The organism is Arenibacter lacus (genome assembly GCF_008711145.1).
Taxonomy (GTDB): Bacteria; Bacteroidota; Bacteroidia; order Flavobacteriales; family Flavobacteriaceae; genus Arenibacter; species Arenibacter amylolyticus.
In genome coordinates, this window is record NZ_VVIN01000019.1 from 15,680 (window position 1) to 31,868 (window position 16,189).

Consider the following 16,189-nt stretch of genomic DNA (forward strand, 5'->3'; position numbering starts at 1 on the left):
TTATTTCTTTTTCCCATCCAAATAGGTAGCTTCTGCTTTAATATGAGGTATTTCCGCTAGGGGTACCGTCATAATATCGTCACTTAGAATAGTAAAGTCTGCAAACTTATCTACCGCAATACTCCCTTTTTCCATTTCCTCAAAATTGGAATAAGCCGCCCAGATAGTCATCCCTTTTAGCGCTTCCTCCCTACTAAGTGCCTCCTCTATTTGAAACCCATCTTTTGGGTAATTGTTTACATCCTTTCTCCCAACCGCTGCATAGAAGGTTAAAAAGGGGTTTACCTGCTCTACGGGGAAGTCTGTTCCCAAGGCAATGGTTCCCGCCTTATTCAACATGGTTTTGTAGGCATAAGCTCCTTTTAGTCGCTCCTCCCCTAGTCTATCTCCGGCCCAGTACATATCACTGGTGGCATGGGTAGGCTGTACGGACGGAATAATTCCCCCAGAGAAATAATCAAAATCTTGTGGAGAAATAATCTGGGCATGTTCTATTTTCCATCGGCGATCTGGCTCGTCTTGCAATACCTTCTTATAGGCCCTAAACACTGCAATATTAGCAGAATCGCCTATAGCATGGGTATTCATCTGAAAATCTGACTCGGATATCCGCTTGGCCATATCGTTAATGGCAGCTACCGAGGTAACCATAGCCCCGTAATGGCCGGGTTGATCGGTATACGGCTCCCTTAACGCTGCTCCTCTAGATCCTAAGGCCCCGTCTCCATACACCTTAAAAGAACCTACATTTAATTTATCGGTCTTATAGGTACCCTTGGGTAAGTAATAATCCAAATTTTCTTGGGTGGCACTAATCATAGCATATACCCTAATAGAGAGATCGCCTGCCCGTTGCAGACTATCAATTAGATTTATAGTAGCCCTACTGAGTCCTGCATCGTTCACCGTGGTTAACCCATTGGCAAAACATATTTCCTCTGCTTTTTTTAAGGCCATAATTTGAGACTCCTTATCGGGCGCGGGCACAATGGCATCTACCAGCTGCATAGGACCATCTACCAACACGCCTGTTAGTTCCCCGTTCTTTAATATTACTTCACCCCCTTCTACCTTGGTAGCCTTGGTAATTCCGGCCAAATCCAAGGCTTTCTGGTTAGCCAATAAGGCATGGCCATCTATTCTTCTTAAGGAAACTGGGGTATCTGGAAACAGCTGATCTAACACCTCTTTGGTTGGAAACTCCTTTACCTCCCAATTGTTTTGGTCCCATCCCCTACCCAGAATAAAATCTTTCTGATGGCGGTCTTGAAACTCCGTTACCCTATCTATCATTTCCTGAAAACTACTAGTCCCCGAAAGATCTACTACCTGTTGGTTAAGGCCTAACCCATAAAAATGACAGTGAGCATCAATTAATCCAGGCACGATGGTCTTCCCCTCGGCATCCACTATTTCATTGGCAGTGTATTGCCGCTTTATGGTTTCCGTACTGCCCACACCAATAAACCTCCCATCCTTCACCGCAAATGCCGATGCCTTGGAAAAGGAATCGTCCACGGTATAGATATTGGCATTTACAACTAGTAAGTCGGCCTGCTTTTTGGGTGCATCACACGCCAAGCCTAATAATACTAATCCTAAAATCAACGATTTTCTCATAATATATTGGATTTATCTGATGGATCTACAATTTCAAATGATAGCTAATGTAATTCAAAATTATCATTTAGCCCCATAAGAGCCATCATAGCCACCTTGCTTCTGCACTAATTCTGTTAGCCACTACCCCTGCCAACGATAAATATTAAAAACCTATACCCTACGAGACGCCTAGGAAATGACTAGTTTTGCAGCTCATACAATTTCTATGAAGCCAATTATCCCCCATACCGAACTCTCTGCATTACAAAAGAAAATAAAGGCCTTAAAACTGGAACTACAGGAGGTTAGGGAACGCACCTTGGATTTTGAAAGGCTACTAGTATCCAAATTAGGGGATCTCATTGTTTTGGAGCAGGAGCTAGCACTCCTTTACAAAGAGCAGAAACTAGCCAAGAAGGAAAAACGGAGGGAGCAAAAACGACGAGGAAAAAATTACGACCCCGCCAATTCCGTTCCGATGGCTACAAGCAAGCCCCCAACTGCAAAAATCCAGGAGGAGGAACAGCAGAAAAAGCGTTTGTACCGCGAGGCGATGCTCCACATACATCCCGACAAGTTTTCCCTGCAGCGAGACCAATTGGAATTGGCCACGGAGCTTACCACCCAATTAATTGAAATTTATAAGGAAGGTGACTTAGCAAGCCTGGAGGCCTACCATGCCCAAATATTTAGCGGAAACACGCCATTACCACTTACCCCACAACCCGAAAAAATTACGAAGTCCGAATACGAATTCCTCTCCTTGGAACTGGACCAGCTCCATAAAGAATTGCACCTGGCCAAGAACAAACAGACCTATAAAGTGCTGGTAGAATATGCCAAGCCCATGGACTTTTTAATAGAGTTAAAAGCCTATTATGCAGACCGCATTTCCAAGCTAAAGCGAAGAACCCGAACCACATAAAATTGGGTAATCTATAATAACCCTTGATCGTAGATAAGAGGATGGTAAGCTTCCATGAAATGAGTGACGGACTCCTGGGAGAACTCCCTTGGGTAAGACATAAGATACAATGGTAGGGATCCACAGCCTTTTTGCATGGGCGGTTGCACATAAGGATGAGTATTAAGTGCAAAACCCAATCTTTTATAAAATTCTATTCTCCTCAGCTTTATTCCAGGTTCTGGCAATTCTACTTCCAAAACAACTGGCTTTTCTTCCCTATCCAAAAACTCCTGTAAAATGGTTTTTCCGTATCCCTTTCCCCTTAGGTTGGGGCTAGTGGCAAAATGCTCTACAAAAACCACCTCCTCAAATTCCCACCAAAGAAGAAAGCCCACCACCTGGCTCTCTAATAGCATCACTTGGAAGTTATAGGAATCATTCGCCATTATTTTCTCTTGAACATTAAGCGTACGTCTTTCCTCCTGAGGAAAGGAAGCCTCATACAATTGCCATGCCTCTTTAAAATAAGGATCGTTTACGGTAGATAGTAAGATATACTCCATCGGAATAAATTTAACCAGCAAAGATACAATAGATTTCCCTTGCCAATTCAACTACATTCCCAACGCCCACGAGCTATAAGGAGGTGTTATTACTATTAAAAAAGCAGTATTTTATATTTGAATTGACACTTGATTTAATCACAAAACCAATGTAGAACCTTTGTAAACGGCCATAGCTACAATTGGGGCTGCCTATTTTTTGGGCCTATAGATTCCATCAAAAATTATTGTCCAGGTTGTTCCCGAGTCCTTACTAATGCTCCACGTTTGTCTCACTGTTCCATCTTCCTGCTCCTCCCAACTAATTCTATTGTATCCCGTTTTGGCATTCCCGCTTTCCAAATCGTCCATCTCCATTCTGCCATCTTTCATCCCGCCTACTAAAAACAGCGATAAACCAGTATTATCTATCCAATACTGCTCCCAACGACCCTTTGCACTATTATACGTATTGAGGCTCTTCCCTTTAAATCCGCTATGATGTGCTTTGTAATGCTCCAACAGCCCTAGGCTATCTATAATAGGTTCTATATGACTCTCCCCAGCGAGTTTGTCTGTGCCGTATTGATACACCTCCCAGTGACCCACCCAAAAATTGAATTCCTGACTTTTATCCTTTTCAGCCACGGTAATTTGCTGCCCTACACTTTGAAGTGTTGTGAGAAGGCATAAAAATGAAATGAATTTGACCATAGTATATTTTTTTACGCGTAGTACCACCCCAAGCTAGATCCTCCCCTTTAATAACCTGAAAGGGGCTCACCTTTTAATGGCGTTTTACCCCTAGGTATCATTCAACCTGATTATTCACTATCCAAAAACTGCTTTAAGGATTTACTTAAAATATCGGTCCAACCAGCGAGATAATTTTCCCGATTAAAGTCTTTTCCCCCATCGGAGAAATTATCTACTCCATCATGGGTAAGCAGCACGGAGGTACCAGTATTTTCTGGAACTATCTCCCATGTTAGAAGGGACTTGCCTATACTATGACTAGGATAGGTCCAGGTATACTGTAATTTCTTTTTAGGAACAATCTCCGTGATGGTTGCACGATGATGAAACTCTCTCCTAAATCCTGGTTCAAAAAAATTAAACTCTGCCCCCACCTCCAACTTAAAGTCGGGAATATCGAAATACCATACTTTCATCTTTTCCCGTTCCGTTATCGCCCGCCAAACCTGTTCCGGACTAGCGGTATAGAGTTCCCGTATTTGTACAACTTCGGACATACGAATCGTTAAAAATTGCGGAATACTTGGTAGTTTTAAGGAGGAACTCCCTAAGTTAAGAAATTTAAAGCTCCCGTAAAACATTGCCGATCAATTAATTACCATGACTTATTGAAATTATAAGGGGCAAGTGGATGTAATCAAAAGATATTAACCTGATAAAGGAGCACAGCAACCCAACTTAATACTATGGACTGACTCGCTGAACCACAGGCTAATACAAAACCAATTTAAAATTGAAGAAGCGCTAACACATAAGAAACTAAGAAGTATATTTTAATAAACTCCAACAAAAACTGCGATTAATCAGGCGAAGTTATTCCTTAATCTAAACGGGATTATTGATGTATTTTTAAAATTAGATAGCCCTTCCCACTCCTTTGGATTGGACTTAGGTGGAAAGGTGGTTTATAAAAATGTTGTGTGAATTGGTTGTTGTAAAAGGGCTCATAAACTAAAATACGGGGGAGCCAAAATAACAGTAGCAATCAAAAATCAGGTGAGGTATATTATTTCCCTGTATAGGATTTCAACAAGTAATTTCCTTTAAATTTCCCGAACAGACCGATATAAATATAAAGTTTTAAATGTTTTGAATTAAGCTTGTTTTTAAATTTGATGGTAGATTTATTAAAATACTCGCTAATACTGTATTTCGTATCTCTTCCGTGCTCTTTTAATAATTGATAACTCTTATATCTTAAATAAGGGGCAAGATTTCTCCCCCTAAAATCATGAAATGTCCACATGCTAGATAGATAGGCTTCATTATTCTTGATAGGAAACACTTTATCGAAAAAATTTATTTCCTTATTTGTAATCAAATTATAAGCTGCTATTTCATTATTATGTTCCAAACCCAAACACATCCAACACTCTTCATATTCTTTTTTTAGCAAGTCAATTTGCAAATTCTGGATTCCCTTGCTAACGAACATCAATTCGTCCAGACTAAGTTCTCTTAACTTAAATTCCGAAACATCTCCTTTAATTTTTGGTTCAGCGCAAGGCTCAAACTCTTCCTGCACCCAATAATAGGGCATTATTTCAATTCCAATCAGCGCCAAACGATTTTTCAATCCATAGAGAAACATTCCATTTTTAATCACACTGGAAATTCTTTTGACTTGCGATGTTTTTCTACTTTCCTTTATTGGCATATTATATATTCTTAATCATATATTCTACCGTATTTCCCATTTCCCGGTTCTAGTTTCATTTTTGATCTAAATTCTTGTGGCGTCATTATTTCCCTATCATTAACCCTGGCTATTGCATGTATTCTTTCTAATAAATCCAAATTGGTTGCCAGTGTGGTTCTCGAGGAATCGAACCATATATTATCTTCCAATCCAACCCTTACTCCGGCACCAATGGCAATCCCCAAGGAATTCATCTTAAATTGATTATTTCCAATTCCTGCCAAACTAAATAATGAGTCCTTAGGAAGATCGTTAACCATTATTCCTAAATGCAACAAGTCTGCTTGGGCACAGGCAATATTCCCTAACAGTAGATTAAAATAATATGGAGGCTTAATAAGTCCTTTTCTTTCCAGATATTTCGAATAATTAATCATTCCGATATCGAATACTTCCAATTCTGGCACAATTCCCTTTTCCTTCATAATGGCTGCCAAGCCTTGAACCGTTGATGGGGAATTTACACTGGCAGTAGTATTAAAATTCAGGGAACTTAGTGTCAGACTCCCATAATCTGGTTTTAAAAACCCCTCCAAAGACAGAGGGTCGGCCCTTAAATCCAATTCGCTAAAATTCCGTCCACTTAAAGAAACACAAATAACCAGATATGGCGCAAATTTTCGAATTCCTTCGATTATTTCTCCATACACCTCTTTTTTGTAGGTGGGCACCCCAGAAACCTCATCCCTTGCATGTAAATGCACCATGGTAATTCCCATCTCATTAGCCCTAAGAACATCTTCAACTATTTCCGCAACACTTACCGGAACATGTTGGGTCATACTTTTGGTAGGTATCATTCCGGTGGGGGTAAAATTGATTACTAATTCATCATTCATCCTACAATAATTAAGCACAATTAAATATAACCTATTGAAATATAACTCGCTATAAAAGATATTTTTATTCGACATTCCTCCTTTTAATTCCGTTCAAATTATGCATTGCCGAAAGCTTATAGGATTTATTATCTATTTCCCACCCCAACGTCAATCTAGCGAGTTATTGCCATTAAATTAACAACGGTTTTTTTCCTTCGCCCCTACTCACATAGCATAATTTAATAGCCACGGTATTCCAATTTTATCTAGTTTTGCACACTTAAAATCCGATTATGATTTCTGTAGACGCAATAGCGGTTGAGTTTAGTGGTGACACCTTGTTCAGTGATGTCTCCTTTGTAATTAATGAGAACGATAAAATTGCCTTGATGGGTAAGAATGGAGCGGGAAAATCTACCATGATGAAGATTATCGCAGGGGAGCAAAAACCCACCAGGGGAAATATACGCTTTCCCAAAGATGCCGTTATCGCTTATTTACCACAGCATTTACTGACCGACGATAGCTGTACTGTTTTTGAGGAAGCCTCCAAGGCTTTCAAGGAAATCTTTGAAATGCGTGATGAAATGGCGCGCTTAAACAAGGAGTTGGAAACCCGCACCGATTACGAGTCGGATTCCTATATGAAAATCATAGAGCAAGTGTCGGACCTAGGAGAGAAATTCTATGCCTTAGAGGATATCAACTATGAGGCGGAAGTAGAAAAGGCTTTGCGCGGACTCGGTTTTAAGAGGACCGATTTTCACCGACTTACCAGCGAATTTAGTGGTGGGTGGAGAATGCGGATAGAACTGGCAAAAATCTTATTGAAAAAACCAGACCTCATCCTTTTAGACGAGCCAACCAACCACGTAGACATAGAATCCGTAATCTGGCTGGAAGATTTCTTATTGAACAAAGCCAAAGCCGTAGTGGTCATCTCCCACGATAAAACCTTTATAGATAATATTACCAATAGAACTATTGAGGTTACCATGGGAAGGATCTATGATTATAAGGCCAATTACTCCCACTACCTGCAATTGCGGGAAGAAAGAAGAAGTCACCAAATAAAGGCTTATCAAGAGCAGCAAAAGTTCATTGCAGATAACCAAGCGTTTATAGAGCGTTTTAAAGGAACCTACTCTAAAACCAACCAAGTGAACTCTAGGGAACGCATGTTAGAAAAACTGCAGCTTATAGAAATCGATGAGATAGACACTTCTTCCTTAAAACTGCGATTCCCCCCCTCTGTCCGGTCTGGGGACTACCCTGTACGTGTAGAGGATCTTTCCAAAAGCTATGGCGATAAGGTGGTCTTTAAAAATGCCAGTTTCTCCATAAGCAGGGGAGAGAAAGTTTCTTTTGTAGGCCGAAACGGGGAAGGTAAATCTACTATGATAAAAGCTATTTTGGGAGAGATTGAGGTAGAGGGACAATGTACATTGGGCCACAATGTAAAAGTGGGCTATTTTGCCCAGAACCAGGCCTCTTTACTAGATCCGGAACTTACCATCTTCCAAACGGTAGACGAGGTAGCCGAAGGGGAAATACGCACGCAGATTAAAAATATTTTAGGGCGATTTATGTTCAGCGGGGATGATCTGGAGAAAAAAGTAAGCGTTCTCTCTGGGGGAGAAAAAACCAGGTTAGCAATGGTAAAACTACTGTTAGAACCCGTTAACCTGCTAATCCTGGATGAACCCACCAACCATTTAGATCTTAAATCCAAAGAGGTATTAAAAGAAGCGCTTTTAGCTTTTGACGGCACCTTAATATTGGTTTCTCACGACCGTGATTTCCTGCAAGGATTATCACAAAAGGTATTTGAGTTTAAAGAGAACAGGGTGATAGAACATTTTGAGACCATTGATGCCTTTCTAATACGGAATAGGATTGAAAACTTAAAGGAAATCGATTTAAAGGCCTAAGATCCATTTTTTGGTAAGAAAAAAAGCTCCAACCCCCTTAATAGCGGTAGAAGACTTATAATGCTAAGTTCTAAGCAATATCCGTATATCCATTAGGAAATGGCCGATATGCGAAATATTGTAGCACATCCTCAAGGGCAACCTTCATCGCTTTATTAATAGGAAGAATAGAATTCCCCAGCTTAAAATCTATTTGATTGAGCCTCATATAGTAATCCGAGAAGACAGGTACATACAATCCCTTTTTTAAGGCCTCCACCGCATTATTATAGTTTTCTGCCTGCCCTTCCTTTATTATCTTACAAGTTGCTAATCGCAGTTCTCCAAATTTGTCCTTACTGGCCCCATACCCAAAAAGCCTACATATTAACCCACGGTAAACATAATCTCCACACCTTCCATTGTGTTGATCCAAAACAGTCAGGGGGCGGTATAGGAAACAAACAGCACTTTTGTTCAATTTTAATTCTTCCAAAGTAGCTTCTGCCTTTCCATTTAGGAATACGTGAAAAGCCCAAGGAAGAAACTCTAGTGGGGATGCCTCCACCTCTGGATGGGTACAGCATTTGCCACATCCTGCTCTGCACCCCAATCCTGTTTCGCTTTGAAAAGCTGCTATTTCCTTATCCAATCCAGCAAACAACTCTTCTACTGCCCTAACTCTATATTCTATGGTCATTCATTTTTTTTTATAAAATTACATCATAAATAAAAGCGGTTAACATAAAAATATTGGTTGGCTATTTTTTTTTAACCTCCTACGCTCCTAATACAGAACAACTACCAAAATATCCTCGGATAAAATAGGCACTGATAAAGTACTGATTCAGTTATTTAATAGCCTCCAAAATTTTCAGATCTAAAGGGAGTGTTTTTAGTACAACTGGAACGCATCCAATCTTATATTTTTCAAAATATCATGCTCGCTCCCAATGCCAAAGGTTGGATTACCATCACACCCCCTACAGATAAAAAACTTTGCTTCACATGGACCTACAACCCCTATAGGGCAGTTACAATCCATAGCCTCAGGTTTTACAATACTTTTTTAAACGTAAAAAGCCTATTCGAAATAGAATAGGCTCTAGCTTGCAAGAAATTAAAAAGTATATATTAAATGACTCTAACATTTACTGCGTTTAATCCTTTTTTTCCTTCCTTAAGTTCAAATTCAACAACATCGCCTTCGCGAATCTCGTCGATTAAACCGGAGACGTGTACAAAATGTTCTTTTTCAGAGCCTTCTTCGGTGATAAACCCGAATCCTTTGGCATCATTGAAAAATTTTACTGTTCCTCTATTCATTACTAAAATTTAATTGGTTAAAAAAATGTTAATCAAATATAGCTCCAAAAGTTTGAAACACAAACATTTGTATTCAACATTTTTTAACCCTCCTAAAATGAACAGTTTACACCGCAGTATACCTAACTTAGCCACATATTTCTACTGCTGCATGGCTCTAAACTTCTAACTCTCATGAATTTTCCAGGAATACACCTCTCACAGAAACAGCCTCAACAGCTGCTACCGAAGTACTCGTATCCATTATAAACACCTCAAAAAGAGACTTATTATACTCCCTACCCCGCTACTTCCCTTTGGGATTGGGATCCACTATTTTGCAGACCTTCTTGTGCCTTTCAATGCCAAGGGCCCCTGGGAGGAGATGGCTTCCCCAATCAATTCATCGCCCTTCATCTCTAAAGAAACTTCAATCTTTTCGCCTTCCACCCAAATAGAAAATTTCATGGTATTCTTTTCCAATACTACTTCGGTGGCTTTTAGGGTATTGTACCCAAGCTTCACCTTTACCCCATACCCCTCTTTTTCTTTGGTAATAAACAACACACCACTCCTATATTCATAGGGGGCATCCGCTGCGGTATAATCCCATTGACCTATAAAGGAATTAGGAACTACAGCTACCAATTCGGCCTGAAATAGGCTATTTGCAGAAGTCTTAAGGTTTGATGCCATAAGCGATGTATTGGTCATCAAAAGAAACAAACCGACATAAAATAAATGGTTACAATTCTTCATTTTTTTTAATTATTAAAATTACACTTGAATTTATGTCAAAATAAAAGGTTTCCTCCGAACCATACGGGGCTTTTCCCGTTTTTGGGACTAAAGGCCCCCTCTCTGTGGTGAATGGGGCATAGCAATTTTATCCTTTATCAGAACTCAATAAAAAAATAGGGGATATATGGTTTTCCCAGATACCCCCTTATTAATTGGTAATTAAAGAAATTGCTTCCTTAACCTATATTAAATATAGTAAGCTAAAGATCGAATTTATAAGTGGCTCCTGCCAAAAACTGAAAGCCTTGTACCTTATAATTGTTCCATCTCATATAGTTCTGATTGGCAATATTATGCGCTTTGGCAAATACGGAGAACTGCTGATTAATCCGGTATCCCACATGGGCATTGGCATCAAAATAACTTTTTAAGGTAATGGGCGTCATTGTAAAATTCTCTGGCAAAGTACCCGGTGTTGCCACGGTATATAAATCGTCTCGCTCCCCTACAAAAAACAAATTGGCTCCCATAAACCACTGCTCCCCTAGTTGGTAGTCTAAAAATAAAGAACTGGTTAAGTTAGGTAGGTTCCATGCAGGATTCCCTGTTTCGGTATCATAATCAAACACCTCTGCATTAATACCAATTATGAAATTGCGATCTACTTCCACATTTAGCTCCCCAAATATTCCCAAGGTTCTAACATCGTCGTAAAATACCTGAAAACTATTTCCATAATAATATCCTTTCTTATCGTTCCTACCCGTGTTTTCTGGATTCAGTAGAAACAATGGCTTTCTATTCTCGGCCATATAGGAACCTTTTAGGTTATAACTTAGGTTGGGCAATAATTGTCCCTTCACCCCAATATAGCCATCGTATTGTTGGTCTGTAGGCTGTATTTCCATTGTTGGGGAAACATAGGGATTCTCCTCTACAAAACCGTAAAAGGAATTTTGATTGAGCCCTCCTTCAATTCCACCATAGATAATGGCCAGGTCGTCCATCATCTTATAGGAACCGGTAAATTTGGGGTATATGTAAAAATTATTACCATTATTCTCCAAATCCATCCCATAGACAAAAGTAGCCCCTAGGTTAAGGGTCAATTCTTCCGATTCAATCTTCAGATTTGGATTTACCCCCATTTGTAAAAAGGCGTATTTTGTTTCAGGAGTATTGGTTTCATTACTCACCGGAGCATTTTTAAAAGTCCCCCCTAAATAGTCTACTTGGGTTTTAATGGTAAGCATTTCCTCCCCCAAGGGCGCTTCCAAAATAGGTTTTAGAACAGCTCTGTTCTCCCCAGAATTAGTTGCGTCCCAGAAGCGTCTCACCATCAGGTTTGCCCCTTTAAAGAAGGAATCCTCTACCTCTATATGGGCACCCGCGTGCACGTCAAAATAGTGTTGTTTCTCATCTATACCGCTTACCAACTCCTCCGTATAATAGCCGTTGGGTATCCCGTACCAATTATACATTTGATGCTGCAAGCCTAGATGGGCACCCCAGCTTAGGTAACGATCGTACTTGGAATATTTACCATTCAATTTAGTATTGTAGTACTCATTATCCAAGGCAGAACTGGGAATATCTCCCCTAGACGAACGGTGATTTAATGAAACATCGAACCTTTGGTCCCTACTCAATGCCCTACTGGTATAGAAATCTACCAATGCATTGTTATAATTCCCCAGACCAATGGAAGCCGATGAATTAAATAATTTGGCCGGAGCCGTTTTCTCTATCCCCGTAGCCTTTCCCTTGGCAGGGGTAAACGTAGAGGCAACCGGCACCGAAAAGATGCTATAGGAGATTGGCTTTTTTTGTAAAACCAACGAGTCGTTCAATACGGGGACCGATTTAATCTTAAAGGCGTCGGAAATGGTGGGGGCATAAGCCTTTACCACCGTTACCGTCTCTGTCCCTATATCTTTTTTACCTTCTTCCTGTGCTTGTACTGCTTGGTAAAAACCAACCAATACCAGCAGACTTATTTTTATAGATGTATGCATGTTGTGTTCTTTTTATGGAAATCTTCTAGTTCCCTTCGGACTTAATTGAGGAATTACTTTCAGCTTCCTTTGCTTTTATAAGGGCCAATTCCGTTTTAGCTTCTTCTACCAAGGCAGGATAGTCTCCAAAGTTTGCGATTACACTTTCCAGAATATAGGTAGCCTGGAAAGCGTCTTCCAAGGCGTAGAAGTTCTTGGCCATGACAATTAACCCCTTGGCACTCCATTCCTTGTACCCAGGATAATCCTTGGCCAAATTTTGAGCTGCCGCGTTTGAAGCCTCATAGTTACCTTCCTTATTTTTAAAATAAGCGTCGTAATAGAGCGCTTCCGCAGCCAAACCGCCCCTGGCAATTTTCCGTACCTCGGCATAGGCGGTCTTTGCCCTACTTTCATTGTTGGTCTTAATGGCCGATCTGGCAATCATGATATGGGCATCGCTCTTAATACGGTCGTCTATTTTTGAAGTGGCCAACACCTTCCCAGCATATTCCATGGTTTTATTGTAGTTAGACTGCTCAAAATATCCCTTCATAAGGTTGGAACGAGCAAAGGTAAGGTTCTGTTGAATCTGTGCAGTAGCTTCTAATTTTTCCAAATATGGAATGGCAGCCACATAGTTGTTTTTGCCCACATATATCTCACAAACCCGAGTAAGGGCCTGCTCTGCATATTCGTTCTTGCCTTCTGCAACTTTCTTAAAATGAGCCAGGGCCTTGTCTTTTAGTCCCTTCCCAAAGTACAGCTGTGCCAGGTTAAAATTGGCCCTTAAGGCATTTAAGCCATTGGGAAATTGATTTAAGTATCCCTCGTACCCTTTAATGGCGGCATCCAGCTTACCTTCCAATTGTTGTTTGTCGGCAGATTCGAAAGTAGCATTATCCAATTCGGCATCGGTTACCTCTACAAAATCGAGATTATCTACCCACTGGGCGTATTCGTTCACCCTACCCAGATCTACATAGATCAATTTAGCAGTGGTTACTGCTTGTAACGCTTCCTGGGAATTTGGAAAATCCCGCACTACCAACTTAAACTTCTCCAAAGCCTGCTCGCCCCTACTGGCGTTATAATGCACCAATCCCTGTCTCATTAAGGCCTGCGGCACTAGGGAACTTCCCTTGTATTCCCTTATCAACCTATCGTACAACTGCAGTCCTTTATTGGTGTCATTGGCACTTACATAAGAATTTGCCAGCTCAAACAGCGCATCATCCCTTAAAGTAGAATTGGGGTAATTGGAAACAAAATTGTTTAGTTCCTCTATTTTGGTTTCCCTCCTATCTACAAATCCGTAACTCATTGCTTTTTGATATGCAGCATAATCCCGCTCTGGAATATTCCTAGCAATCGCTTTGTTATAGGTCTCTATGGCGGGCCAGTACTTTCTACTCACAAAATAGCTATCCCCCAAACGCAAATAGGCGTCGTTCAATTTTTCCACATCGGCGCCATTAGCCTCTACATAGGTATTGAAGGCCGAAATAGCCCCTTCAAAATTCCGTAGTTTAAAATAGGCATAGGCCAGGTTGTAGTCTACCTCCGCATATTCTGGAGTAGTCCTAGACGCAGCGTTCTGTTTAAATGCCAAATAGCCAGCCACCGCATCGTTAAATTGGTTCATGGCATAATCGGCCTCGGCCTTCCAGTAGCTAGCCTTAGCTCTAAACACCTGGTTCTCCGCATTATTCAAAGACTTTCTAAAGGCCTCCGAAGCCCCTTCGTAGTTAGCTTCCAAAAACAACTCTACCCCTCTATAAAAAGCCACCTTCTGATAGGTTTCCTTGCTGGCATAGTTTCGATTACTCTCTAAAAGCACCAGCGCCCCTTCAAAGTTCTTTGACGTGATATACGAATCTACCAAGAGATCTTGAATTTCATCCTTATGGGCATCATTTGGGTATTTCTGCAAATAAGTGGTAAGCACTTTTGGTACCGGTTCATAGGCATTCCCTACCTCGTAACTTAAGCGCGCATAATTGAGGTAAGCATCCTTTTGTATTTGGGCATTATAGTCCATCTGAGAAGCGTTTCTAAAGGCATTTAAGGCCTCTTGCTTCTTTCCTAAGTTTAAATAACACTCTGCCAAATGGTAATACGCATTCTGGGCAACCTCATTTTTACCGCTTACAATCCTATTGAATTGCTGGTTGGCATTGGCATAATCGCCCTGCTTATAATAAGAATACCCTAGCAAATAGTAGTCCGTATTGCTCCACTTTCCCTGCTTTCCCTTGTATTGGGCTAGGTAGGGAATGGCGTTTTCGTACTGATTGAGGTTGAAATAACTCTCTCCTATAATTTTATTGAGTTCCGAAACTTCGGTTCGGTCCGATTTGGACAATTGTTTTTTGGCCAAAGCGATAGCCTCTTCAAACCTACCCAGTTTAAAGTTCATATCTGCCTGATAGTAGGAAAGTTTCTCATCTATGAGATTTTGATCCGTAATTTGATCGAAACGCAGGTTGGCGCCCTCATAATCGTCTTGCTGATAGGCGATATATCCCAAATAATATTTGGCTTGGGAGCCATAGGTTCGGGAGGTGGTTACCCTATCCAAATACTTTTCGGCCTCTTTTGGCTTTTTTGAAGAGTATAGGGCATAGCCATAATTAAAGTTGAAACGTTCTTTTTCCCTACGGGAAAGCCCCTCCTGGTCTACCTTGGCATACCATGTAATGGCATGGGGGTATTTTCCTGTCTCAAAAAAATAATCGGCCACCTCCATAAAGGCAGCATTGCGTTTGGTAGAGGTTGGATGATTTTCCACAAAATCTTCCATCAACTTTTCCGCCCCCAACTGATTTAGCCGAATGGCTGCATTGGCCGCATAATACGCACTATTGGCCTCTATTTCTTCGTCTCTGGTAGTGCGTTTTACCGATTCAAAAATTGTCTGTGCTGCCTGATATTGCTTGTTATGATACAGCGCCAAAGCCTCCTGATAGGTTCTTTGGTCATGGGTATAAATTTGCGACTCTTGGGAGTACCCGTAAAATAGGGAGCCGGCAAAGCAAAGTAGTACAGCGGTTTTTTTTCTTAGCATAATGTTCTCTGATCGTTAAGAGTTACCGTCCTTGCATAGATAACGATTAAATATATCCTCAAGTATATGATAAAGAAAAACAATTTTCAAGTTGTTTAGGCCTTATTCCAAAGGAACTTATTACTTTTATATCAACATTTATGACTATGGGTGAGAGTATATTGAAACTGAAGGACGTAGCCGTTTTTCAGGGAGAAAACTTAGTATTGAACGACATTAGCCTAGAAATTAACAAAGGTGAATTTGTATATCTAATTGGGAAGACCGGAAGCGGTAAAAGTAGTTTTATGAAAACGCTTTACGGAGACCTCCCGCTAAAGCAAGGGAGCGGGACTATTGTAGATTTTGACTTAACCACCCTAAGGGAGCGAGATATTCCATACCTAAGGCGAAAACTGGGCGTAGTATTCCAAGATTTTAAACTTTTACCAGACCGTACGGTTAACAACAACCTATTGTTTGTGCTGAAAGCTACCGGCTGGAAAGACCAAAGCGAAATGGACGCCAAGGTAGAAGAGGTTCTAGACAAGGTGGGCATGAAGACCAAAGGTTTTAAATTTCCTCATGAGCTATCTGGGGGAGAGCAACAACGTATTGCCATTGCCCGGGCCCTATTAAACGACCCCGAACTTATTTTAGCCGATGAACCTACCGGTAATTTGGACCCACAGACCAGCGTAGAGGTGATGAAGGTTTTGCAGGAAATAAACAAGACCGGAAGAACCATTTTAATGGCCACCCATGACTATGCTTTGATCTTAAAATACCCCTCCAAAACGCTTAAATGTGATGGCAACAAGGTGTTTGAGGTAATCCAACGGGCGGTTTAACAGATCCCCCCTTCC

At 40.7% G+C, this 16,189-nt stretch carries 14 protein-coding genes; 3 read left to right on the forward strand and 11 right to left on the reverse strand.

What is annotated here, in order from left to right:
- Entirely contained in the window at positions 1–1,620 is a 1,620-nt protein-coding gene (locus tag F1E73_RS07795) for an amidohydrolase (protein WP_150451591.1), read from the reverse strand.
- Positions 1,621–1,828: 208 nt separating this feature from the next.
- Here F1E73_RS07795 and F1E73_RS07800 point away from each other — a divergent pair, with 208 nt between their 5' ends.
- Positions 1,829–2,527: a hypothetical protein gene (locus F1E73_RS07800; protein WP_150451592.1), complete on the forward strand. Its 699-nt coding sequence runs from the start codon at positions 1,829–1,831 to the stop codon at positions 2,525–2,527.
- Positions 2,528–2,538: 11 nt separating this feature from the next.
- Here the strand turns inward: F1E73_RS07800 and F1E73_RS07805 are convergent, their stop codons facing one another.
- From F1E73_RS07805 to F1E73_RS07825, 5 genes are all read right to left on the reverse strand, one after another.
- Complete coding sequence (locus tag F1E73_RS07805; protein ID WP_150451593.1) at positions 2,539–3,072, reverse strand: GNAT family N-acetyltransferase; 534 nt, start codon at positions 3,070–3,072, stop codon at positions 2,539–2,541.
- Between the two features lie 192 nt (positions 3,073–3,264).
- On the reverse strand, positions 3,265–3,765 hold the full coding sequence (locus tag F1E73_RS07810; RefSeq protein WP_140157716.1) for a hypothetical protein: 501 nt from the start codon (positions 3,763–3,765) through the stop codon (positions 3,265–3,267).
- A 110-nt stretch (positions 3,766–3,875) separates the two neighbouring features.
- A complete protein-coding gene (locus F1E73_RS07815; RefSeq protein WP_150451594.1) occupies positions 3,876–4,304 on the reverse strand; it encodes an SRPBCC family protein in 429 nt (142 codons plus the stop codon).
- Between the two features lie 509 nt (positions 4,305–4,813).
- The gene (locus F1E73_RS07820) at positions 4,814–5,464 is read right to left on the reverse strand and encodes a hypothetical protein (protein ID WP_086476295.1); all 651 of its coding nucleotides are present in this window, start codon (positions 5,462–5,464) and stop codon (positions 4,814–4,816) included.
- Positions 5,465–5,475: 11 nt separating this feature from the next.
- Positions 5,476–6,345: a BKACE family enzyme gene (locus F1E73_RS07825; protein ID WP_086476296.1), complete on the reverse strand. Its 870-nt coding sequence runs from the start codon at positions 6,343–6,345 to the stop codon at positions 5,476–5,478.
- Positions 6,346–6,620: 275 nt separating this feature from the next.
- On the opposite strand from F1E73_RS07825, the gene F1E73_RS07830 reads away from it, so the two are divergent.
- Complete coding sequence (locus tag F1E73_RS07830) at positions 6,621–8,258, forward strand: ABC-F family ATP-binding cassette domain-containing protein (protein ID WP_086476297.1); 1,638 nt, start codon at positions 6,621–6,623, stop codon at positions 8,256–8,258.
- A gap of 70 nt (positions 8,259–8,328) precedes the next feature.
- Here F1E73_RS07830 and F1E73_RS07835 read toward each other — a convergent pair whose 3' ends face one another.
- From F1E73_RS07835 to F1E73_RS07855, 5 genes are all read right to left on the reverse strand, one after another.
- Positions 8,329–8,937, reverse strand: coding sequence for a YkgJ family cysteine cluster protein (locus F1E73_RS07835; protein ID WP_150451595.1), 609 nt, complete (start codon positions 8,935–8,937; stop codon positions 8,329–8,331).
- Positions 8,938–9,371: 434 nt separating this feature from the next.
- Positions 9,372–9,563 carry a cold-shock protein gene (locus F1E73_RS07840; RefSeq protein ID WP_086476299.1) on the reverse strand — a complete coding sequence of 64 codons (192 nt, stop codon included), beginning with the start codon at positions 9,561–9,563 and terminating at the stop codon, positions 9,372–9,374.
- 312 nt (positions 9,564–9,875) lie between these two features.
- Positions 9,876–10,238: a hypothetical protein gene (locus tag F1E73_RS07845; protein ID WP_150451596.1), complete on the reverse strand. Its 363-nt coding sequence runs from the start codon at positions 10,236–10,238 to the stop codon at positions 9,876–9,878.
- Positions 10,239–10,543: 305 nt separating this feature from the next.
- Positions 10,544–12,298 (reverse strand): TonB-dependent receptor, encoded by a 1,755-nt coding sequence (locus F1E73_RS07850; protein WP_150451597.1) that lies wholly within the window; start codon positions 12,296–12,298, stop codon positions 10,544–10,546.
- Between the two features lie 25 nt (positions 12,299–12,323).
- Positions 12,324–15,344 (reverse strand): tetratricopeptide repeat protein, encoded by a 3,021-nt coding sequence (locus F1E73_RS07855; RefSeq protein WP_150451598.1) that lies wholly within the window; start codon positions 15,342–15,344, stop codon positions 12,324–12,326.
- A gap of 146 nt (positions 15,345–15,490) precedes the next feature.
- Between F1E73_RS07855 and F1E73_RS07860 the strand changes: the two genes are divergently transcribed.
- Positions 15,491–16,174: a cell division ATP-binding protein FtsE gene (locus F1E73_RS07860; RefSeq protein WP_086476368.1), complete on the forward strand. Its 684-nt coding sequence runs from the start codon at positions 15,491–15,493 to the stop codon at positions 16,172–16,174.
- Positions 16,175–16,189 lie beyond the last annotated feature (15 nt).